Raw genomic sequence first — 20,209 nt, forward strand, 5'->3', positions numbered from 1 at the left:
GTCGGAAGTCCTTACCTGGTGGGGTGGGTGGACAGGGCGGCCCGGACCTCGCCCTCCGTGGGCATGGCGGTGGAGCACTCCAGGCGGCCCGCGACCAGGGCCCCGGCGACGTTCGCGAACTCGACGACCCGGCGCAGGTCCCAGCCCGCGAGCAGGCCGTGCACGAGGGCGCCGCCGAACGCGTCGCCGGCGCCGAGGCCGTTGACGACCTGCACCGGGTGCGGCGGCACCTCGACGCGCTCATGAGCGGTCGCGGCCAGCACCCCCCGGGGTCCCTGCTTGACCAGCACCAGTTCGAGGCCCCGGTCGAGGAGGGCGTCGGCCGCCCGGCCGGGATCGCTCTCCCCGACCGCGATCTCGCACTCCTCGCGGTTGCCGACGGCGACCGTCACGTTCTCCAGAGCCGCGGCGACGGCGGAGGCGGCCTGTTCCGGCGCGGCCCAGAACATCGGCCGGTAGTCGAGGTCGAGCACGGTGAGCGGGGTGCGCCCGCGGGCGGCCCAGGCCGCGTGATGGGCCGCGCGCGAGGGGTTCTGGGACAGGCCGGTGCCGGTGGCCCAGAAGACGCGGGCCTCGCGGATCTCGTCCAGGGGCAGGTCGTCGCTCTCGATGAGCAGGTCGGGTGCGGTCGGGTAGCGGTAGAACCAGAGCGGGAAGTCGTCGGGCGGGAACACCTCGCAGAAGGTGACCGGGGTGGGTGGCCCGGCGACCTCGGCGATGAACCGCGGGTCGACGCCGAGCCGCTGGGCCTCGCGCCGCACGTACCGGCCGAACGCGTCCTCGCCGGTGCGGGTGATCAGGGCGGTGCTGCGCCCGTAGCGGGCCGCGGCCACCGCGACGTTGGTGGCGCTGCCGCCGAGGAACTTCTCGAACGTGCGCACGTCTTCCAGGCCGACGCCGTGCTGCAGCGGGTAGATGTCCACCCCGGTGCGCCCGATCGCGACCAGGTCGAAGCGGTCGGAGCTCACCGGTACAGCTCCGGACGGGGCCCGGGATCGACGCTCTCGGTCCGGCCGGAGGCGAGCGAGGCGACCCCGGCGCGGGCCGCCACCGTGGCCGCGTACCCGTCCCACGCGCTCGGGCCGCCGGGCGTGCCCTGTCCCACCGACTGCACCCAGCTGCCCAGCTCGATGCGGTACGCGTCGGCGAAGTGGGCCACGAAGTCGTCGCGCACCCGCCGCCCGTGCAGCCCGGCGACCCGGGTACTGAGGGTGGAGGCCGGCTCGAGGCTCCCGCTGCCCCTGGTGCCGACGACCTCGCAGCGCACGTCGTAGCCGTAGCCGGCGTTGACGAACACCTCGACACTGGCCATCACCCCGCGCCGGGTCCACAGCGTCGCCAGCTGCGGATCGCGAAAGCCCTGCGTCACCGGCGATTCCACCCGGATCGCGGTGAGTTCGTCGCCGAGCAGCCAGGGCACCGTGTCCAGCTCGTGCACCATCGAGCCGGTCACCAGGCTCACGTCGTCGGTGCTGGTGGTGGAGGACGCGTTGCGGTGCACGGCGTGCACCAGGCGCACCTCCCCCAGCTCGCCGTCGGCGATCGCCGCTCGCAGCGCGACGAAGCCCGGGTCGTAGCGGCGCATGAAACCGATCTGCACGAAACGTCTTCCGGCGGCGACCTCGGCGTCCACGACGCGCCGGGCGTCTTCCGCGGTCACCGCGAGCGGCTTCTCGCACAGCACCGGCTTGCCCGCCTTCACGCAGGCCACCGCCAGGTCGGCGTGCGTGAAGTCGGGTGAGGCGATGACGACCGCGTCCACCTCCGGGTCTTCGATCAGCGCCTCGGCGCTGTCGGCCGGCGGTATCCCGACTCCCGTTCTGACGGTGTCGAAGACCTGGGTGACGCGGGCGGCGGGGACGCTCGTGGTCAGGGTGCGGATGTGGTCGGCCCCCATCGCCCCGACCCCGACGACGCCGATCCGGACCTCGTTCATGTGGCTCCCTCCAGCGTGACCCAGCGGCGTTCGTCCGCCGAGACCTTCATCGCCTCCACGGTTTCCGCGGCGACCAGTGCGTCCCGGATCGTGGCGCCGACCGGCCTGCCGGTGACGATCGACTCGGCCAGCCGGTACGCCTCGACCACTTTCAGGTCGTCGTAGCTCATCGGGTTGGCCGCGCCCGGCTGGAACGCGCCCAGCTCACCGTGCGCCGGGGTCACCATCAGCGTCGCGTACTGCGCGTCCTGCACGTCCTGGTCCAGGCACACGCGCAGCTCGCCCATGCGCCGGTAGTTCCAGGCCAGCGCCCCCTGGGTGCCGTGAACCTCGATGGAGTAAGCGTTCTGGTCGCCGACCTCGGTGCGGCTCGACTCCAGCACGCCCCGCGACCCGTCGCGCAGACGCAGCAGGGCCGCGACGTAGTCCTCGTTCTCGACCGGCCGGCGGGGCCCGTCCGCACCCCGGCTGAAGTGCGAGGCGGCCCCGACCGCGGCCGGGCGCTCGGGGATGAACGTGGCCCGGTCGACCACCAGCTCGGACAGCTCGCCGACCACGAACCGGGTCAGGTCGACCGCGTGGCTGACCAGGTCGCCCAGCACCCCCGACCCCGCGTACTCGTTCTGGAAACGCCACGTCAGCGCCCCGTCCGGGTGCGCGGAGTAGTCCGAGCAGAAGCGCACGGCGGTGTGCTCGACCCGGCCCAGGCGGCCCGAGCGCACCAGCTCGCGGGCGTGCTCGACGGCCGGGGCGTTGCGGTAGTTGAACCCGGCGGCCGCCTGCACCCCGGCGGCCTCCACCGCCTCGGCGATCTGGCGGGTCTCGCCCGCGCCCCGGCCCGCGGGCTTCTCCACCCACAGGTGCTTGCCCGCCGCGGCCGCCGCGACGGCCACCTCCCGGTGGATGAAGTTCGGCCCGGTCACGCAGACCACGTCGATGTCGTCGCGGGCGACCAGTTCCCGCCAGTCCCGGAACCGGTACTCGAAACCGAACGCCTGCGAGGCTCTTTCGGCCCGATCGTCGGACGCGGTGTCGGCCACCGCCACGAGCCGCGGCCGGAGGGACAGGCCCGGGTAGTGCTGCGGCAGGCGGCTGAAGGCCCGGGCGTGCACCTGCCCCATCCAGCCGAACCCGACGACACCGATCCCGAGTTCCCTCACTGCAGGTCCGCCCTCAGCTCGCTGACCACGCTGGAGTCGGTGCCCATCGTGCGTTCCAGCTCGTGCGCCAGCGACTCCAGCTCCGCACCCCCGGCCATCATCGAGACCAGCTCGTCCATCGGCAGGTCCTTCTTGGCGAAGTCGCCCAGGCTGCGCCCGCGCCGCAGCAGCACGAACCGGTCGCCGACCGGATGGGCGTGGTGCGGGTTGTGGGTGATGAAGACGACGCCCAGTCCCCGGTCACGCGCCTTGGCGATGTACTTCAGCACCACTCCGGACTGCTTGACGCCCAGCGCCGCCGTCGGCTCGTCGAGGATGAGCACCCGGGCGCCGAAGTGCACGGCCCGGGCGATCGCCACGCACTGCCGCTCCCCGCCCGAGAGCGTGCCGATCGGCTGGTCGACGTCACGCAGGTCGATGCCCATCGCGGCGAGCTCGGTGCGGGTCGTCTCCTTCATCCGCGCCACGTCCAGCCGCCGCAACGGACCCCGGCCGCGGGTGACCTCACTGCCGAGGAAGAAGTTGCGCCACACCGGCATGAGCGGCACCACGGCGAGATCCTGGTACACCGTGGCGATCCCGGCGTCCAGCGCCTCGCGGGGGCTCGAGAGGCGGCGCTCCTGGTCGTCGATCAGCAGGGTGCCCTCACCGTGCGGGTGCGACCCCGCCAGGATCTTGATGAGCGTCGACTTGCCCGCGCCGTTGTCACCCAGCACGCAGGTGACCTCCCCCGAACGCACCGAGGTGCTGATCCCCTGCAGGGCGATGACGTTGCCGAACCGCTTGCCCAGGTCGCGGACCTCGATGAGCGCGCTCACCGGGCCAGCTCCGCCCGGCGGCGCACCCATTCGTTGAGCAGCACCGCCCCCAGCAGCATCGCGCCGAGAAAGGTGCGCAGCCAGTTGCTGTCCCACCCGGAGTAGACGATGCCCTGGTTGACCATCCCGTAGATCAGGGCGCCGAAGGCCGCCCCGATCGCCGAGCCGTAGCCCCCGGTGAGCAGGCACCCACCGACCACCGCGCAGATGATGTAGATGAACTCCTGGCCGACACCGGTGTTGCTCTGCACGGTGGAGGTACGGAACAGCGTCAGCATCCCGACCAGCCACCCGGCCGCCGCGGTCGTCATGAAAAGACCCACCTTGGCCCGGAACACGGGCACCCCGACCTGCCGGGCCGCCCCCTGCGCGCCGCCCAGCGCGAAGATCCAGTTACCGACCCGGGTGCGCATCAGCACCCACGTCGCCACCGCCGTCACCGCGACCCACCAGAACACCGAGGCGTAGACGGAGCCGTTCTCACCCCAGTGCAGCGCCGACCCGAAGAGCACCCGGGGCTGGTCGTAGAACGGCACCCGGGACATGCCCTGGATCGCGACCTGCCCGATCAGCGCCTTGGTGCCGGCCAGGTCGACGCCCTGCAGCACGAAGAACGTGCCCAGCGTGACGATGAAACTCGGCAGGCCGGTCTTCATCACCAGCACCCCGTTGAGCGCACCGACGGCCAGGGCCAGCACCAGCGCGACCAGGATCGCCACCCAGATGTTCAGGCCGTACTCGGTGGTGAGGACGCCGACCAGCAGACCGGTGAACCCCGTCATCGCCCCGGCCGACAGGTCGAACTCACCACCGATCATCAACAGCGCCACCGCGACCGCCATGATCCCGATGGTGGACGAGCCGAGCAGCCACGTGCTCGAGCCGCCCGAGGTCGCGAACGCGTCGGTGGTGAACGAGAACCAGGCGAAGATGACCAGCGCCGCGACCATCGCGCCGCTCTCCGGTCTCTTCAGCACCTTCGTGACGCCCGACGAACCGCTGACCCGCTCGTCCTCCGCCACCGCGGCCGCCATCAGCGCGTGCCCTTGGCCGCGTACTCGGCCACCTGCGCGGCGTTGTCCTTGGTCACGAACGCCGGGCCGGAGTTGATCGGCTGGCCGCCACCCACGTCGTTGCCGTTGACCGACTTCAGGTACAGCGTGGTCACCCCGAGAAAGCCCTGCACGTAGGGCTGCTGGTCGACGGCGAAAAGGATCTTGCCGTCCTCGATGTTGCTGACCACGTCCTCGGACAGGTCGAACGTCGCGATCTTGGCATCGCTGCCCGACTCCCCGACCGCGTTCACCGCGTCCACCGCGTACTGACCGCCGAGGGTGAGCACCGTGTCGACGTCCGGATCCGCCTGCAGCTTGGAGGTGACCGAGGCCTGCACGGCCGCGTCGTCGGTGCCGTCGACCTGGAGGTTCTCCATCGCGCCGAACGCACCGGCCGACGACTTGCAGCGTTCCTCCAGGCCCACGTTGCCGGCCTCGTGGATCACGCAGATCGCCTTCTTCAACCCCTCGGACTTCAGACGCTCACCGACCGCCTCGCCCGCGACCGACTCGCTCTGGCCGATGTGCGTGATCGCCCCGAACTCGGCCGAGCGATCCACCCCGGAGTTGATCGTGACCACCGGGATGCCCGCCGCCACGGCCGCTTTCACGCTCTCCTCGAGCCCGTCCGGGTTGGCCATCGAGACCACGATGCCGTCGGACTTGCTCGCCACCGCCGCGTCGATCAGCTGCGCCTGCTTGGCCGGGTCCGGATCGGCGTTGTACTCCACGGTCGCGCCGTAGTCCTTGCCCGCCTTCTCGGCGCCCGACTTCACCCGGTCCCAGAACGCGTCGCCCGGGCCGGAGTGCGTGATCACCGCGTAGGTGAACCCGCTGTCCGCCGTCCCCGACGCGTCCTCCTCCTTGCCCGTGCCGCTGCACGCGGCCAGCACACCGCCGGCCAGCAGGACCGCCCCGATGGTGCCGAGCACTCGCTTGGTGTTCACGTGCATCCCCTGTCGTCAGGGAGACCACCACCGGTCTCCGTGGAAGCACCGCAGGCCGAACGCTGAACTACGCCAGAGCATCTTCGACGAAGGCCAGGCAACGGCGCACGTCGGCGACCGGGCCCTCGCCGTCGGGCTCACCGTCCCGCAGCATCAGATCCTGCTCCAGGACGTACCACCCGCGATACCCCGCGGCCTCGAGCGCGTCGATCATGGCCCGTACGTCCACCGATCCCTGACCCAGAACCCTCCACAGGCCCCCGGCGACCGCGTCGGAGAACGAGATCTCCCCCGCCCGGACCCGGGCCGCCAGCGCCGCGTCCACGTCCTTGAGGTGCACGTGAGCGACCCGCGCCGGATTCGCCAGCGTGATCGCGACCGGATCGGCCCCCGCGGCCACCAGGTGCCCGGTGTCGACGCACAGGCCGATGCGCGAGCCCTCGAGCACCCGCCGCACGTCGTCGGCGTTCTCCACCAGGGTGCCCATGTGCGGGTGCACCACCGCGAGAAGGCCACGCGCACCGACGTGTTCGGAGATCCGGTCGAGACGTGCGAGCAGCGTCGTCCACTGCGTGTCGTCGAGCACCGGCCGCGCGTCGTACCCCTGGCCCCCGGTGACCGCGGCCAGCACCACCACGCCCGCGCCGGCCGCCCGGCAGGCATCGACGAACGCGTCGACCGCGGGCAGCGGGTCGTGGCGGTCGTCGTGCAGCACCACCGGGAGGAAGCCGCCGACCGCGCGCAGACCGTACGAGCTCAGGGTCGCGGCCTTGTCGGCGGGGGCGTCGGGCAGGAAACCGTCGGGGCCGAACTCGGTGGCCCTCAGACCCAGTGAGCGCATGTCACCCAGCACGCGCTGTGCGGGCAGCTGGTGGCCCCAGCCCGGGACCTCGCAGACGCCCCACGAGATCGGGGCCCCGGCAATACGGTCGGTGAACATCGTTGTTCCTTCCGCTCACGAGTTTGTCATGACAAACTGTTCCGGATCCCTGCACTGTGGTTGCTGCCACACTCGTTGTCAAGGGTCGATCACCAGCACCGGAAGGGGTGGACGAGCATGGATCCCTTCGCCCTCGACCGCTCGAGTCCGGTCCCCCTGTACTTCCAGATCGCCGAGCAGTACGAGCAGGCGATCGTGGACGGACGGCTCCGGCCGGGCGACCGGCTCGAGACCGAGGTCGCCCTGGCCCGGCAGCTGGGGCTCTCGCGCCCGACCGTGCGCCAGGCCATCCAGCTGCTCGTCGACAAGGGCCTGCTGGTGCGCAAGCGCGGCGTCGGCACACAGGTGGTGCACGCGCAGGTGCGCCGGGCGCTGGAACTGACCAGCCTGTTCGACGACCTGAGCCGCGCCGGTCAGGCGCCGCGCACCCAGATCCTCGGGCTGAGAAGGGTTTCCGCCGAGCCCGCCCAGGCCCAGCCGCTGCAGGTGGCGCCGGGCGAGCCGATCTGGCTCCTGGAACGGCTGCGCCTGGTGGGCGACGAACCGCTCGCGGTCCTGCGCAACTGCCTGCGCACCGGCCTGGTCGACCTCGAGGCCTTCGATCTCGAGCGCCAGGGTCTGTACGGCTCGCTGCGCCGGGCGGGCATCTCGATGTCGGTGGCCCGGCAGCGCGTCGGGGCGCGCCGGGCCTCACCCGCCGAAGCGGCTCTGCTCAGCGAGGATCCGGGCGCGCCCCTGCTGACCATGGAGCGCACGGCCTACGACAACGCGGGGCGCGTGGTCGAGTTCGGGCAGCACGTGTACCGACCCGACCTGTACTCCTTCGAGACGACGCTGGTGCAGCGGTAGACCTGGGTGCGGCGGCAGACCTCGGGTGGCAGGAGACCTGGGTGCGGCGGCAGACCTGGGTGCGGCGGCAGAACGGGTCGCCGCACTCAGCGCACGACGTCGAAGACGTTCTTCTGCACACCGTTGCCGTAGGTCTCGTGCTCGACGAGAACCAGCTTCTGCCTGGCCTTGTCGGTGTCGCTGAACAGCCGCTTGCCCGCGCCCAGCAGCACCGGGAAGACCAGCAGGTGGTAGCGGTCGATCAGGCCGGCGTCGGACAGCGCGTGGTTGAGCCGGGCGCTGCCGTGCATCAGGATCGGGCCGCCCTCGGTCTGCTTCAGCGCGGCGACCTCCTCGAGCGATCGCAGGATCGTGGTCGGCCCCCAGTTGTCGACCAGGTCGCCCTCACCCAGCGTCGTCGACACGACGTACTTGGGCATCTCCTTGTAGGTCGAGAACTCCTCCATCGCGGGCCAGACCGGGCTGAACGCCTGGTAGCTGACCCGCCCGAGCAGCAGGGCGCCGGCCTCGGTCTGCTCCCGGCCCTTGATCTCGTAGGCCTCGGGCACGAACTCGATGTCCTGGTAGGTCCAGCCCGAGTTGCGGTACTCGGGCTCCCCGCCGGGGCCCTCCACGACGCCGTCGAGCGAGACGAACGCGGTGCTGATCAGAGTGCGCATGGCTGCTTCCTGTCGTCGGGTCCGAGCGGCGCGAGTCTACGCAGGTCATCCTTTGGTTGACCGGTGATCTCGCACTTCGGGCGGACGCCGGTGAACGATCCGGTGCGTACCTTCATCAACAGGACGAAGCGCCACCCAGGCCTTCCAGTCACGTGGGGAGCACATCATGAACAGCACCGCCGGCCACCGGCCGAACCCGGCCCAGCTCGTCCTGGCCAGCCGCCCGGCCCTCGCCTACCTGGCCGTGGTGACCGCGGCCGGGCTCTTCACCGTCTGGTCCACCTCGACCCACGACGCCCCGGACGCCGACCTGTCCGGTGTCTGGCCGATTTTCGCGACGCTGCCGTGGTCACTGCCCCTGATGACGGTGACGCCGGAGAACCCGGCCGCCTTCGCCGCGGTCATCGCGATCAGCGCTCTGGTGAACGCCACCCTGATCGCCTGGGCCACCCGGCGTCGCTCCTGAGACGCGTCCACCCGGGCCGCCGGCAGCGCGCCCGTTCACCGACACGTCACCCCACCGACCCCGCGTCCGTCGGATCATGGTCGTTCCCGCACCTGCCGCTCCCTGGCGACAAGGACGACGCATGAGCACAGACGCCTTCGACCTGAAGACCGGGAACCTGCCCGCCCCCGAGGTGCGCGACCTGCCCGAACCACCGCGGAGAATGGCCCGGCTGATCGGCCCGGGCATCGTCGCCTCCGGTGTCGGCCTGGCCTCGGGCGAGTTCATCCTGTGGCCCTACATCACCAGCCAGGTCGGGCTCGTCTTCCTCTGGGGAGCCGCGCTCGGCCTGACCGTGCAGTGGTTCCTGAACATGGAGATCGAGCGCTACACCCTGGCCACCGGCGAGACCGCGCTCAGCGGGTTCAACCGCTACTGGAAGCACTGGGGCCTGTTCTTCGTGCTGCTGGCCGTGTTCCAGAATCTCTGGCCGGGCTGGGTGACCGCCGCCGCGACGATGCTCACCTACCTGTTCGGCGGGAACGTCACGGTGATCGCCGTGCTCATGCTGCTGACGATCGGGGCCCTGCTCACGCTCGCCCCGGTCGTCTACACGCTGATGGAGCGGCTGCTCGTGGTCAAGGTCGCGGTGATCGGGCTGTTCTTCGTCGTCGCGGTGAGCCTGGCGATCACGGCCGACACCTGGAAGGCCCTGCCCGACGCCGTCACCCACGCCGGGCAGTTCCCCGGCGACATCGAGTTCGCCGTCCTGATGGGGGCCATCGCCTTCGCCGGGGCCGGCGGCGGGCAGAACCTGTGCCAGAGCAACTGGATCCGTGACAAGGGCTTCGGCATGGGCGCCTACCTGCCCCGGCTGACCAGCCCGATCACCGGCCGGCCGACGGCCGCGACCGCTTCCGGCGCAACGGTCTTCGAACCGACCCCGGTGAACCTGCGCCGCTGGCAGCGCTGGTGGCGCTTCGCCAACTGGGAGCAGGCCCTGACCTTCGCCCTCATCACCTTCGTGACGATCCTGCTGACGTCGATGCTGGCGCACTCGACCGTGCTCGGCTCGGCCGGCCTGGTCAACACGATCGACTTCCTCGACGTCGAGGGCCAGGCCCTGAAAACCGCGGTGGGCGGCTGGTTCGGCACCCTGTTCTGGGCGGTCGGCGCGTTCTCCCTGTTCGCCGCGGCCGCCGGGATCGTCGACTACACCAGCCGCCTGATCGCCGACAACCTGAAAGTCACCTACCTGGGCCGCCGCCCGGTCAGCGAGAACACGATCTACTTCGCCGGCGTCTGGGTGCTGGTGCTGATCGGTGCGTCGATCCTCGCCGTCGGCCTCGATCAACCCCTGGTGCTGCTGGTGATCTCCGCCTGCGTGGCCGGCGTCAGCATGTTCTTCTACAGTTTCCTGCTGCTCCTCATGAACCGCCGGGCCCTCCCCCAGGCCATCCGAGTCGGCGGGATCCGCGCCGCCGCACTGCTTTTCAGCACGGGTTTCTTCGGCACCCTGTCGGTGATCACGATCTCCACGCAGGTGCAGAAGTTCTGACCCCACCGACGGGGCACGCGCCGGTCACCACCGGCGCGCCCCTCACCGGACGTCGTGATTCCCCCCCCCGAAGAGGTCGTCTGGAAGACTCGCCCCGTCGAGTCGCCCGGACGAAGGAGCATGCATGAACGCCGAACGCGAGGTCCGGGCCCGGATCGAGCAGGGGCTCGTCCACACCGAGTCGCAGGCCGCGTTCCGGAACCACCTCCGCCGCACCGACGAGATCTTCGCGTACAACCACACCCCGCCGGGCGAGGCGTCCCGGCGCCGCGAACTGCTCGAGGCCATCCTCGGGTCGGTCGGGGCCCGCACGGTGCTGCTGCCGCCGTTCCACGCCGGGTTCGGCAGCAACGTGCATATCGGCGACGACTTCTTCGGCAACGTCAACCTCACGTTCGTCGACGACGTGGACATCCGCATCGGCCACGGCGTGATGATCGCGCCCGGCGTCACGCTCACCACCACCGGGCACCCGGTGCACCCCGACCGCCGCGTCGACTTCGCCCGCTTCTCCGAGCCGATCGTGATCGAGGACAAGGTCTGGATCGGCAGCAACGTCGTCGTCCTGCCCGGGGTGCGGATCGGCCGGGGCTCCGTCATCGGCGCGGGAAGCGTTGTCAGCCGGGACATCCCGCCGATGGTCGTGGCCCTCGGCGCGCCCTGCCGGGTGCTGAGACCGATCACGGACGACGACCTCACCACCCGCGCCTAGGCCTGTCCGGGCCGGGCGGGGCCAGACTGTTGTCCCTACCCTGGTGACCATGCCCGATCACTCGTTCCCCCAGGCGTCCGCCATCGAGCAGGCCGCCCGGCAGATCGACCCGGTCTTCACCGGCACACCCCTGACGAGCACGGCCTCACTCGACCGCACCCTGGGGTGCCGGATGCTGGTCAAGGTCGAGACACTGGGCCCGCTGCGCTGTTTCAAGGGCCGCGGCACCGACTGGTTCGTGCGGGGCCTCGACGCGGAGCCGGGCACCGAGCTGGTCACGGTGTCGGCCGGCAACTTCGGTCAGGGCGTCGCGCGGGCCGCGGCGAGCCGGGGGCTCCGCGCGACGGTGTTCGCCGCGCGGGCCGCGAATCCGGCCAAGGTCGAGGCCATGCGCGCGCTGGGGGCGCAGGTGCACCTCGTGGGCCGCGACTTCGACGAGGCGAAGGAGGCCGCGCTCGACCACGCCCGGGCCGGCGGTCTGCGGATGGTCGTCGACGGTGACGAGCGCGCGATCGCCGAGGGGGCGGGCACGATCGCCCTGGAGATCGAGAGGGCGGTGCCGCAGACGGTGAACGCGATGGTCGTCCCGGTCGGCAACGGCGCCCTGGCCGGTGGGGTGGGCACGTGGTTCCGGCACGCGTCGCCCGGCACCGAGGTCGTGGGCGTCGCCGCGGCCGGGGCCCCCGCGACGGCCCGCTCGTGGCGGGAGGGCCGTCTGGTCGAGACCAGCAGCGTCGACACGATCGCCGACGGCCTGGCCGGGCGCACGGCCGTGGCGTACGCCGTCGACGTCATGCGCGAGGTGGTGCACGACCTGGTCGAGGTCGACGACGAGCTGCTGGTGCGGGCCGTGCGCCTGGTGCACGAGCACCTCGGGCTGGTCGCCGAACCCTCCGGGGCCGCCGGTCTGGCCGCGGTGCTGGCCGATCCCGCGCGGTACGCGGGCCGCACGGTGGCCACGGTGCTGTGCGGCAGCAACATCGATCCGGCCCGCGCCCGCGAGTTCCTGTTCGGCTGACGGTTCGGCTGACGGTTCGGCTGACGGTTCGGCTGACGGGCCCCGCTCACGAACCCCGCTCACGAACCCCGCTCACGAGTTCGCCCGACCGCTGGGCGTCGTCACCCGGACGGGTCTATCCCGGGGGCTTCGACGTGACGACCGTGACTGGATGACGTACCGCGAGCACCGCCCCACGCAGCGGTACATCGACCTGATGAACGAGCGCTACGACGTGCTCCGCTCACACGCCCACGACGGCCAGGTCGAACTGCTGTACGACGGCACCTGGGTGGCCCAGCTGGCGGTGCGCGCGACCGGGCCCCTGCGCTGGGTGGCCGGCGAGGGCGTCACGATGGAACTGGCGCTGGCCGCCCTGGAGCGGGAGCTCGGCATCCCGAAGTGGTCGGGCTGAGGTGACCACCCGCGACGGCGCACGCGACCCGCACCGGGGCGGGCCGCGTCCGCCATCGCGCTCTCAGCCCGTGATCTCGGCGGTCGCGACCACGGTCGCGCGGGCCAGGATGTGCGAGGCGATGGTGAAACCGAGGTAGGCCGGGGTGCCCTCGACGGGCACGCCGATGTCCTCGACGTCGAGCGCGTGCACCGTGATGAAGTAGCGGTGCTCACCGTGACCGGCGGGCGGGGCGGCACCCACGAACCGGGCGAGGCCCGCGTCGTTGCGCAGCTGGAAAGCGCCCTCGGGCAGACCGGAACCGGTGTCGTCCCCGGCGCCCGCGGGCAACGAGGTCACCGCCGCCGGGATGTTCGCGACCGCCCAGTGCCAGAAACCGGACTGGGTGGGGGCGTCGGGGTCGTACACGGTCACCGCGTAGCTCTTCGTGCTCTCGGGAGCGCCGGACCAGGTCAGGTCCGGGGAGACGTCCTGGCCACCGGGAACACCGAACGCGCCGGACATCTGGGCGTCGGCGAACGCCTGGCCCGGCGCGGCGGCGGTGCTGGTGAGGGTGAAGGAGGGGACCTGCGGGAGGCGGTCGAACGGGTTGTTCATGCGGGTGCTGCTCCTGAAACGGGGCGACTGGCTGACGGGCTCAACTCTGCGGCCCGGCCGCCGGCACAGGGAGATCTCCCGCATGCTGGTGCCCGGAGTGCCACCCTGCGCGGTGGACGCCGGTGCCCGTGAGCAGGGACGCTGGGGCGGTGACGGTTCCGAGGACGAAGAGCAGGCCGGAGCTGTCCGCGTTCCTGATGGCGATGCGGGCACGGCTGCGGCCCGAGGACGTCGGCCTGCCGCCGGCCGCCCGTCGCCGCACCCCCGGCCTGCGCCGGCAGGAGGTCGCGCAGCTCGCGGCCGTCAGCATCGACTGGTACATCCGCCTCGAGCAGGGCCGGGTCGGGGTGCCGGGCACGGCCGTGCTCGACGCGGTGGCCCAGGCCCTCGCGCTGTCCGAGGCCGAGCGGCATCACCTGCACCTGATCGCCCGCGGTGAGGCGCCGCCGCCCACCCCGGTGCCGGCCCCGGTCAGCGACTCGCTGCGGACCCTGCTGCACGGCCTGCCGACGACCCCGGCCTGGATCCTCGACCACCGCTTCGACGTGCTGGCCCACAACGCCGCCTCGAACGCCCTGTTCGGGCCCGGCTTCACGGTCGGCGTGAACTCCGCCGAGCAGCTCTTCCTCGATCCGGGCGCCCGCGACTTCCAGCTCGACTGGCCCCGCATCGCCCGCGAGAACGTCGGCAACCTGCGCGCGAACCTGGCCCGCCACCCGTCCGACCCCCGTCTGAGCGCCCTGATCGAGAAGTTGCGCAGCGGCAGCGCCGATTTCGCGCAGTGGTGGGACGACCAGACGGTCGGCGAGCGCACCCACGGCACCAAGCGCCTGCGTCATCCGGCCGTGGGCGTGATCACCGTTCGCTACGACGTGCTCGCCGTGCAGGACGGCTCGGGCCAGCGCCTGTCGGTGGTCACCCCGGCCGACACCCACGCCCAGGACGCCTTCCTCACGATCCTCGCCCGGGGGCCGGGTCTGCGCGTGGTCGGCTGATCCCGCACCGCCCGGGCTATCGTGCACGGATGACTGCACCTGTGGGTGGGCTCGGAGCGGCGTCGGCCGTGCTGTGGGACATCGACGGCACCCTGCTGACGTCGGGCGGGGTGGCGGCCCAGGCGTTCCTGCGCGCGGTGGAGGAGGTCGTGGGGCGTCGGCCGGTGCTCGACGGGCTGGAGTTCGGCGGGCGCATCGACCCGGAGATCGCCACGCTGCTGCTGGCCTCGATCGACCACGACGACAGCCACGTGCCGGCGGTGCTGAAGCGCCTGGACGAGCTGGTCCAGGCCGACCTCGAGGCCCTGCACGCGCACACCCGGGTGCTGCCGGGCGTGACCGGCGTGATGGCCCGGCTGGTGGACGCGGGGGTACCGCAGACCGTCGTCACCGGCAACATCCGTAGCGTCGCGCGGGCGAAACTCACCGCCGGTGAGCTGATTCCGCCGATCGACCCGGAGCTGGGCGGGTACGGCGACAGCGGCACCACACGGGTCGAGGTGGCCCGTTCCAGCCTGGTCGCGGTGTTCGGCGACGACTGGGCGGCGCACGCCGACAACTGCTGGATCATCGGCGACACCCCGCGCGACCTGGCCTGCGCGCAGGCGCTGGGGTTGCGGTGCGCGCTGGTCGCGAGCGGGCGCACGGGTGTGGACGCGCTGAGCGGCCTGGGTGCGGACGTCGTGCTGGGCGGGCTCGGGACGACGGACGACGTGGCCCGCCTGTGGGGATGAGCCGGGCGGGATGAGCCGGGCAGGGTGAGCAGGACGGGGCCCACCCGGCCCGGCACCCTGCCGTCAGCCGATCGTCGTTCTCCCCGAGGCGATCTCGAGCAGCCGGTCGAGCGCGGCCTCGGCCGGGTAGGACGAGCAGACACTCTCGGCGACGTGCGCCGCGGCCCGGGCGTGGGCCGGGGTGGCCAGCACCTCGGCCACGGCCGCGGCGATCTCACCGGGTGCCGTCACCGTGCGCCCGGCCCCGACGGAGGCGACCCGCTCGGCGTTCATCGGCTTGTCGACCCCCATCGGCAGCACCACCAGCGGGATTCCGGCGGACAGGGCCGAGAGCACGGTGCCGGCCCCACCCGCGGTGACCACCACGTCCACACCGCTGTCGAGAAGGTCTTTCATGGGCACGAACCCGGCCACCTGCACCCGATCGGGGTCCGGCTGCCGATCGCCGAGGTCACCGGCGACGTGCGGGGCGACGATGACGTCGACGTCGAGCTCGAGCAGGGAGTCCAGCGCCCCGCCGAGGGCCTGCGGGTCGTCGACGAGCGTGCCCAGCGTGAGCAGCACGGTCGGCCGATCGCCGCGCCGGGTGCGCCGCCACGGCGCTCCCTCGCCACGGTGCGGCACGGCGCGCACCGGGATGCGCGGCGCCGGGTACACGTCGGACGGGCGCAGCAGGGCGTCCGGCCACGGGTCGAGATAGGCGACGGGACTCGTCAGCGTCACCCCCTCCTGGGCCACCCGCTCGGCCGCGGCCACGTCGAAGAACTTCGCCAGCTGCTCGTTGAACGGCAGGCTCGCACCGTGCACGGCCCACGGAACTCCCAGTGCCGCAGCCGTGTACGGGCCGAAGAGATCCGCCGCGTCGGCCACGACCAGCCCCGGCGCGAACTCCCGCACCGCCGCCCGGGCCGCCGCGGCCCCCAGGTCCATCCGGGCGTGAACGAAGAAGTCGACGGGGATACGGGCGTTGGCCTCGGTCTCGTCGATCGCGACGTCGCGGGCGTCGACACCGGAGCGGCGCATCACCTCGGCCAGGTTCTCCTCGAGCGAGGGCCCGGCCGGCAGCAGCGTCAACGACGGCGCCAGGTGTGCGACGGACGGGTGGCTGAGCAGGGCGACCTCGTGCCCGGCCCGCTGGGCCGCCCGGGCCAGGGGCAGGATCGGCAGCAGGTGACCGACCGCGGGGCAACTGCTGATCAGGATACGCAAGAACATTCTCCGGTTTCTGGAGGCAAGTATTTTCATCAGAGCCGACTCTGGCGAACATAGCAGCTAGGATCGAGCCGTGGTGAAAGAGGCAGGCAAGGGCCGGCGGGCGGAGTACGCGGAGCAGACCCGGCAGGCGATCCTCGAGGCCGCCCGCGAGCTCTTCGTCGAACAGGGCTACTTCGCCACCAAGGTCGACGAGATCGCCCGCACCGCCCGGGTCGCCCCGGCCACGGTCTACGCGGTCGGCGGCGGCAAGAGCGGTCTGCTGCGGGCCCTGCTGCTGAGCGGCACCGAGACCGACGACATCGACGGCATCCTTACCCGCATCACCACCGCCGACGACCCGCACGACCTCATCGCCTACCTGGCCCGCAGCACCCGCGAGAAGTTCGAGGGCTGGTCGTCGCTCATGCGTCAGGTCGCCGCCGCCGCACCACAGGAACCCGCGGTGCGCGAGAGCCAGGAGATCGCCCACCGCGCCCTGCGCCACGGTCTCGACCTGGGCGCACGGCGGCTCGGCGAGCTCGGCGCCCTGGCGGTGCCGGTCGAGCGGGCCGCCGACATCCTGTGGCTGAACCTCTGCAACGCGGCCTATTTCATCCGCACCGACGACCTGGGCTGGTCGCTCGACGAGTCCGAGCAGTGGCTCACCCGCACCCTCCCCCAGCAGCTGCTCACGGCGTGAGCCTGATCGGGCGGCAGCGCGAACTGGCCGCACTCGAAACCCTTCTCGCGCGATCGGCGAGGGGCGTCGGCGGCCTGCTGGTCTTCGCGGGCCCGCCGGGTTCGGGGCGCACGAGCATGACGGACGCGGCGGTCGCCTCCGCCTCCCGGCTCGGCCTGGAGGTCTCCACGGACTTCGGTGCCGGACCGGGCCTGACCGTGCTCGACGACGCCGGCCCGCTGGACGCCGCGGACCTCGGGCGCATCACGTCCAGCGGGCGGGCCGTCGTGGTGACAGGCCCCGATCCCGGGCTGCCCGTGGACTTCCGCCTCGGCCCGGTCGACCTGCGGCAGCTGCTGCCCGGGCGACCGGCCGAGGCGATCCACGCGATCTGGCTGGCCTCCGCGGGCTTTCCCGGTCCGGCACTCGAGAATGCCTCGTACCTAGAGACTCTCGCCGACGACACCGATCCCGTCACCGCCCTGGCACTGCGCCCGGCGCCGGGCGGCGAGTTCCTGGTTCCGGACGTCACCCGCCTGCGCCTGCTGGAAACCGCCGCCTCTCAGCCTCTTCCGCCCGCGGTCGAGGCCCGGGTCCGGATCCGCTGGGCCCGTGAGCTGCTGAGCGACCCCTCGGCCGCGGCCCGGCGCCGCGAACTCGCCGACGAGGCCGCCCGCCGGGCGCGCGACGCCGGCGACCCGGGGGTGCTGGCCGAGGTTCTCGACGGCCGCCTGCACGCGCTGTGGGACCCGCGGGCCGCGGCGGAACGCCTGGGCACCGCCACCGAGATCATCGACCTCGCCCGGCGGGCCACCGCCCCGGACCTCGAGATGCGCGGCCTGTTCTGGCGGTTCATCGCCCTGGTCGAACTCGGCGACCTGGAGGCGGCCGAGGCCGCGCTGGTGGTGTACGGACGCACCGGGGAACTCGTCGGCGACGCCCAGGCCGCCGTGGTGGTGCTGTCGCGGCAGGCGGTGCTGGCCGTCGTACGGGGCCGTCCCGATCTGGCGGAGGCACTCACGCACCGCGTCGCCCGGGCCGGCCGCAACGCGGGTGTCGCTGACACCGGCCGCCTCACCGCGTCCGTCATCGGCGCTCTGGCCCTGCTGCGGGATGACGCCGAAAGCCACCTGGAACCGCTGCGTCTCACGGCCTGCCGGCTGCCCGGCCACTTCTACGAGGCGACCGCCGCGCGGGTGCTGGCCGTGAGCGGACGCGACGACGAGGCTCGCCTCGAGCTCGAGCGCCTGCTGCCGTCGGTGCGGGCGGGCACCGGACCGCGCTGGCTGGGGGCGGTCGCCGACCTGTCGTTCGTGGCCTCCCGTCTGGGCGATCAGGACACCGCACGGGAGCTGTACGGGATGCTCACGCCGTTCGCGGGCCGGCTGGTCGTCTCGGGCGGGGCGAGTCTGGTGACCGGGCTGGTCGACGACCTGCTCGGACGGCTCGCGACCCGCCTCGCCCGCCCGCTCGAGGCCCGCGCCCACCTCGACCGCGCGGTGGCCCAGGCCGAACGACTCGGGGCGCTGGGCTGGCTCGGGGCGATCCTGCAGGCGCGCGGGGCCCCGGGAGACCGGGAACGCGCGCGGGAACTGGCGGTGCGGCTCGGGTTCGGTGACGTGCGTGCCGACGCCGACGCCGACACCGGCACCGGCACCGAGGGCACGGACGAGTGGCGCCTGACCCGCGAGGGCGACGCCTGGCTGCTGGAGGCGGACGGGGAGACCGCACGGCTGCGCGACATCCGGGGGCTGCACTACCTGAGGCTGCTGGTCTCCGCCCCCGGCCGTGAGATCCCCGCGCTCGATCTGGTGGCCGGGGGCGCCGGACTGCGCACGTCCGCGCCGGATCCGGTTCTCGACGCCCCGGCCCGCGAGGCCTACCGCGCCCGGCTGGCCGCCCTGGAGGCCGAGCTCGACGACGCCGACCGCACCGGCGACGCCCCCCGCGCCACCCACCTGACCACCGAACGTGACGCCCTGATCGCGGAACTGCGCTCGGCGAGCGGTCTTTCCGGACGGCCGCGGCGCCCGGGGGCGGAGGCCGAGCGGGCCCGGGTCAACGCGACCCGGGCGCTCGGCACCGCCCTCGGTCGGCTGGACCCGCTGGCGCCCCGGGCCGCTGCCCACCTGCGAGCCTCGCTGCGCACCGGCGGCCACTTCCGCTACCAGCCCACCGGCGCCGGACCCCGGCGCTGGCGGGTGTCCTGACCGAAGCCGCTCACCCGCAGGGGGCGAGGGCCGTGGAGCCCTGCCCTACGGCCGGGGACCCGAACCGGCCGACTCCAGCACCCGGGCCACGGCCGCCGGATCGGCCAGGTGCGGGAAGTGCCCACTGCCCGGGATCACCGTGATCGCGACCCGCGGCAGCAGCGAGCGCAGCCAGTCCGCATAGGCCGCGGGCGGTTCCGACGACGTCACCCAGTGGTACCCGACGCCCCGGGCGGCGAGTTCCGCCAGTTCCCCGCCCACCCGCGCGTCGATCGTCTCGTCGCTGTCGCGCAGGATCTCGTCCCAGTAGCCGAGCAGCAGGTCCGGACGCGGGTCGGTCGCGGTGGTCACCAGCTCGCGGGCCTGCGGCGGGAGTGCGTCGATGCCCATCCCGGCGAGCATCCGGTTCCAGACGTCACGCCATCCCGGGCCTCGCAGCTGCGGTTCGGCGGCGCGGACCAGGGCGAAGAACGGCCCGGGCCGCAGCATCTGGTCGAGGTTGACCACGGCCGCGGCCGGGTGCACGGCGGCGTACGCGTTCGCGACGATCGCCCCGACCGAGTGGCCCACGACCACCGGGCGCGTGAGGTGGGCCGCCGTGACCTGCTGGTGCACGTCGTCCACCGTGCCGCTCAGGGGGTAACTCTCGCGTCGCGGGGAGCTGCCGTGGCCGGGCAGGTCGATCGCCAGCACCCGGTCGGCGGGGTCGAGGTGGCGGCGCAGCGGGCCGAAGCTGCGGTGGTCGTAGGTGAGGCCGTGGATGAGCAGGTAGTCAGTCACACCCCTGGGGGCGTAACCCGGGAACGAACAATCCGTTCACTCCGGCGGGGGCGTCCAGGGCTGGCCCATCTCGGCGTTGATGCGCAGCAGCAGGCGGGCGAAGAGCTGCACGTCGTCGTCCGGCCAGTGCGCGAGCGTCGACTCGTACCGGGCCCAGCGCGCGCCCCGGGCCTGGTGCACCAGCTCGGCGCCGTGGGCGCTCAGCGTGACCCGCTGCGCCCGCCGATCGCCCTCCTCGACCTCCCGGGTGATCAGGTCGAGGCCCTCCATGATCTTCAGCTGCCTCGACACGGTGGGCTTGCCGATGCCGAAGAAGGCCGCCAGGTCGGTCATCCGCACCGGCCCGGCGTCGTCGAGCCACAGCAGCATCGCGTACGCCCCGGGCTCGAGGTCGGGGTGCAGGTCACGCGACATCCGGGCGGAGAAACCCCGGGCCCGCCGCACCAGCACACCGAACTCGCGTTCGAGCGCGTCGTAGACCTCCTGGCGGGAGCCGTCCTCGGTCGTCGGTTCGGGGGCGGGCATCCCG

The 20,209-nt window shown here is 72.5% G+C and carries 22 protein-coding genes; 10 read left to right on the forward strand and 12 right to left on the reverse strand.

Annotated features, from left to right (window positions below):
* Positions 1-11: 11 nt before the first annotated feature.
* The 7 genes from iolC to J2S57_RS34465 all read right to left on the reverse strand — a co-directional run bounded on the left by iolC (position 12) and on the right by J2S57_RS34465 (position 6,856).
* A complete protein-coding gene (gene iolC / locus J2S57_RS34435) occupies positions 12-968 on the reverse strand; it encodes a 5-dehydro-2-deoxygluconokinase (RefSeq protein WP_307250649.1) in 957 nt (318 codons plus the stop codon).
* On the reverse strand, positions 965-1,936 hold the full coding sequence (locus tag J2S57_RS34440; protein ID WP_307250651.1) for a Gfo/Idh/MocA family oxidoreductase: 972 nt from the start codon (positions 1,934-1,936) through the stop codon (positions 965-967). Before J2S57_RS34440 ends, iolC begins: the two co-directional genes overlap by 4 nt.
* The gene (locus tag J2S57_RS34445) at positions 1,933-3,096 is read right to left on the reverse strand and encodes a Gfo/Idh/MocA family protein (RefSeq protein WP_307250653.1); all 1,164 of its coding nucleotides are present in this window, start codon (positions 3,094-3,096) and stop codon (positions 1,933-1,935) included. The genes J2S57_RS34440 and J2S57_RS34445 overlap by 4 nt, the downstream gene beginning before the upstream one ends.
* Positions 3,093-3,944 (reverse strand): ATP-binding cassette domain-containing protein, encoded by an 852-nt coding sequence (locus J2S57_RS34450; RefSeq protein ID WP_370882531.1) that lies wholly within the window; start codon positions 3,942-3,944, stop codon positions 3,093-3,095. The genes J2S57_RS34445 and J2S57_RS34450 overlap by 4 nt, the downstream gene beginning before the upstream one ends.
* Positions 3,911-4,948 (reverse strand): ABC transporter permease, encoded by a 1,038-nt coding sequence (locus tag J2S57_RS34455; protein ID WP_307250658.1) that lies wholly within the window; start codon positions 4,946-4,948, stop codon positions 3,911-3,913. Before J2S57_RS34455 ends, J2S57_RS34450 begins: the two co-directional genes overlap by 34 nt.
* The gene (locus J2S57_RS34460) at positions 4,948-5,916 is read right to left on the reverse strand and encodes a sugar ABC transporter substrate-binding protein (protein WP_307250660.1); all 969 of its coding nucleotides are present in this window, start codon (positions 5,914-5,916) and stop codon (positions 4,948-4,950) included. The genes J2S57_RS34455 and J2S57_RS34460 overlap by 1 nt, the downstream gene beginning before the upstream one ends.
* Positions 5,917-5,983: 67 nt before the next feature.
* A complete protein-coding gene (locus J2S57_RS34465; protein WP_307250662.1) occupies positions 5,984-6,856 on the reverse strand; it encodes a TIM barrel protein in 873 nt (290 codons plus the stop codon).
* 117 nt (positions 6,857-6,973) lie between these two features.
* On the opposite strand from J2S57_RS34465, the gene J2S57_RS34470 reads away from it, so the two are divergent.
* Complete coding sequence (locus J2S57_RS34470; protein WP_307250663.1) at positions 6,974-7,705, forward strand: GntR family transcriptional regulator; 732 nt, start codon at positions 6,974-6,976, stop codon at positions 7,703-7,705.
* An 86-nt stretch (positions 7,706-7,791) separates the two neighbouring features.
* On the opposite strand, the gene J2S57_RS34475 is transcribed toward J2S57_RS34470, so the two are convergent.
* Positions 7,792-8,364 carry a dihydrofolate reductase family protein gene (locus J2S57_RS34475; RefSeq protein WP_307250666.1) on the reverse strand — a complete coding sequence of 191 codons (573 nt, stop codon included), beginning with the start codon at positions 8,362-8,364 and terminating at the stop codon, positions 7,792-7,794.
* 166 nt (positions 8,365-8,530) lie between these two features.
* On the opposite strand from J2S57_RS34475, the gene J2S57_RS34480 reads away from it, so the two are divergent.
* From J2S57_RS34480 to J2S57_RS34500, 5 genes are all read left to right on the forward strand, one after another.
* Positions 8,531-8,830, forward strand: coding sequence for an SCO4225 family membrane protein (locus J2S57_RS34480; protein WP_307250667.1), 300 nt, complete (start codon positions 8,531-8,533; stop codon positions 8,828-8,830).
* A gap of 121 nt (positions 8,831-8,951) precedes the next feature.
* Positions 8,952-10,367, forward strand: a complete 1,416-nt coding sequence (locus J2S57_RS34485) for an Nramp family divalent metal transporter (RefSeq protein ID WP_307250670.1) — start codon at positions 8,952-8,954, stop codon at positions 10,365-10,367.
* Positions 10,368-10,491: 124 nt separating this feature from the next.
* Positions 10,492-11,079 carry a sugar O-acetyltransferase gene (locus J2S57_RS34490; protein ID WP_307250672.1) on the forward strand — a complete coding sequence of 196 codons (588 nt, stop codon included), beginning with the start codon at positions 10,492-10,494 and terminating at the stop codon, positions 11,077-11,079.
* Between the two features lie 49 nt (positions 11,080-11,128).
* Positions 11,129-12,097, forward strand: coding sequence for a threonine ammonia-lyase (locus J2S57_RS34495; RefSeq protein ID WP_307250674.1), 969 nt, complete (start codon positions 11,129-11,131; stop codon positions 12,095-12,097).
* 151 nt (positions 12,098-12,248) lie between these two features.
* Positions 12,249-12,491 (forward strand): hypothetical protein, encoded by a 243-nt coding sequence (locus tag J2S57_RS34500; protein WP_307250676.1) that lies wholly within the window; start codon positions 12,249-12,251, stop codon positions 12,489-12,491.
* 63 nt (positions 12,492-12,554) lie between these two features.
* Here J2S57_RS34500 and J2S57_RS34505 read toward each other — a convergent pair whose 3' ends face one another.
* Positions 12,555-13,088 carry a YbhB/YbcL family Raf kinase inhibitor-like protein gene (locus J2S57_RS34505; RefSeq protein ID WP_307250679.1) on the reverse strand — a complete coding sequence of 178 codons (534 nt, stop codon included), beginning with the start codon at positions 13,086-13,088 and terminating at the stop codon, positions 12,555-12,557.
* Positions 13,089-13,237: 149 nt separating this feature from the next.
* Here J2S57_RS34505 and J2S57_RS34510 point away from each other — a divergent pair, with 149 nt between their 5' ends.
* Both J2S57_RS34510 and J2S57_RS34515 read left to right on the forward strand, forming a co-directional pair.
* Positions 13,238-14,083, forward strand: coding sequence for a helix-turn-helix transcriptional regulator (locus J2S57_RS34510; protein ID WP_307250681.1), 846 nt, complete (start codon positions 13,238-13,240; stop codon positions 14,081-14,083).
* Positions 14,084-14,112: 29 nt separating this feature from the next.
* Positions 14,113-14,817 carry an HAD family hydrolase gene (locus J2S57_RS34515; RefSeq protein WP_307250683.1) on the forward strand — a complete coding sequence of 235 codons (705 nt, stop codon included), beginning with the start codon at positions 14,113-14,115 and terminating at the stop codon, positions 14,815-14,817.
* Positions 14,818-14,880: 63 nt separating this feature from the next.
* Here J2S57_RS34515 and J2S57_RS34520 read toward each other — a convergent pair whose 3' ends face one another.
* Positions 14,881-16,032, reverse strand: coding sequence for a glycosyltransferase (locus tag J2S57_RS34520; RefSeq protein ID WP_307250685.1), 1,152 nt, complete (start codon positions 16,030-16,032; stop codon positions 14,881-14,883).
* Positions 16,033-16,102: 70 nt separating this feature from the next.
* Between J2S57_RS34520 and J2S57_RS34525 the strand changes: the two genes are divergently transcribed.
* Together J2S57_RS34525 and J2S57_RS34530 are read left to right on the forward strand one after the other, a co-directional pair.
* The gene (locus J2S57_RS34525) at positions 16,103-16,711 is read left to right on the forward strand and encodes a TetR/AcrR family transcriptional regulator (protein WP_307250687.1); all 609 of its coding nucleotides are present in this window, start codon (positions 16,103-16,105) and stop codon (positions 16,709-16,711) included.
* Entirely contained in the window at positions 16,708-18,900 is a 2,193-nt protein-coding gene (locus J2S57_RS34530; RefSeq protein ID WP_307250689.1) for a P-loop NTPase family protein, read from the forward strand. Before J2S57_RS34525 ends, J2S57_RS34530 begins: the two co-directional genes overlap by 4 nt.
* 45 nt (positions 18,901-18,945) lie before the next feature.
* Here J2S57_RS34530 and J2S57_RS34535 read toward each other — a convergent pair whose 3' ends face one another.
* Both J2S57_RS34535 and J2S57_RS34540 read right to left on the reverse strand, forming a co-directional pair.
* The gene (locus J2S57_RS34535; protein WP_307250691.1) at positions 18,946-19,680 is read right to left on the reverse strand and encodes an alpha/beta fold hydrolase; all 735 of its coding nucleotides are present in this window, start codon (positions 19,678-19,680) and stop codon (positions 18,946-18,948) included.
* Positions 19,681-19,716: 36 nt separating this feature from the next.
* Positions 19,717-20,205 carry a MarR family winged helix-turn-helix transcriptional regulator gene (locus J2S57_RS34540; protein WP_307250693.1) on the reverse strand — a complete coding sequence of 163 codons (489 nt, stop codon included), beginning with the start codon at positions 20,203-20,205 and terminating at the stop codon, positions 19,717-19,719.
* Positions 20,206-20,209: the final 4 nt, after the last annotated feature.

Origin of the sequence: Kineosporia succinea, from assembly GCF_030811555.1 — a bacterium.
Taxonomy (GTDB): domain Bacteria; phylum Actinomycetota; class Actinomycetes; order Actinomycetales; family Kineosporiaceae; genus Kineosporia; species Kineosporia succinea.

Coding starts and splice junctions, on each gene's coding strand:
- J2S57_RS34440 (WP_307250651.1), bottom strand. CDS start 1,936: ATGAACGAGGTCCGGATCGGCGTCGTCGGGGTCGGGGCGATGGGGGCC.
- J2S57_RS34450 (WP_370882531.1), bottom strand. CDS start 3,944: ATGGGTGCGCCGCCGGGCGGAGCTGGCCCGGTGAGCGCGCTCATCGAG.
- J2S57_RS34455 (WP_307250658.1), bottom strand. CDS start 4,948: ATGGCGGCCGCGGTGGCGGAGGACGAGCGGGTCAGCGGTTCGTCGGGC.
- J2S57_RS34465 (WP_307250662.1), bottom strand. CDS start 6,856: ATGTTCACCGACCGTATTGCCGGGGCCCCGATCTCGTGGGGCGTCTGC.
- J2S57_RS34470 (WP_307250663.1), top strand. CDS start 6,974: ATGGATCCCTTCGCCCTCGACCGCTCGAGTCCGGTCCCCCTGTACTTC.
- J2S57_RS34475 (WP_307250666.1), bottom strand. CDS start 8,364: ATGCGCACTCTGATCAGCACCGCGTTCGTCTCGCTCGACGGCGTCGTG.
- J2S57_RS34480 (WP_307250667.1), top strand. CDS start 8,531: ATGAACAGCACCGCCGGCCACCGGCCGAACCCGGCCCAGCTCGTCCTG.
- J2S57_RS34485 (WP_307250670.1), top strand. CDS start 8,952: ATGAGCACAGACGCCTTCGACCTGAAGACCGGGAACCTGCCCGCCCCC.
- J2S57_RS34490 (WP_307250672.1), top strand. CDS start 10,492: ATGAACGCCGAACGCGAGGTCCGGGCCCGGATCGAGCAGGGGCTCGTC.
- J2S57_RS34495 (WP_307250674.1), top strand. CDS start 11,129: ATGCCCGATCACTCGTTCCCCCAGGCGTCCGCCATCGAGCAGGCCGCC.
- J2S57_RS34500 (WP_307250676.1), top strand. CDS start 12,249: ATGACGTACCGCGAGCACCGCCCCACGCAGCGGTACATCGACCTGATG.
- J2S57_RS34505 (WP_307250679.1), bottom strand. CDS start 13,088: ATGAACAACCCGTTCGACCGCCTCCCGCAGGTCCCCTCCTTCACCCTC.
- J2S57_RS34515 (WP_307250683.1), top strand. CDS start 14,113: ATGACTGCACCTGTGGGTGGGCTCGGAGCGGCGTCGGCCGTGCTGTGG.
- J2S57_RS34520 (WP_307250685.1), bottom strand. CDS start 16,032: ATGTTCTTGCGTATCCTGATCAGCAGTTGCCCCGCGGTCGGTCACCTG.
- J2S57_RS34540 (WP_307250693.1), bottom strand. CDS start 20,205: ATGCCCGCCCCCGAACCGACGACCGAGGACGGCTCCCGCCAGGAGGTC.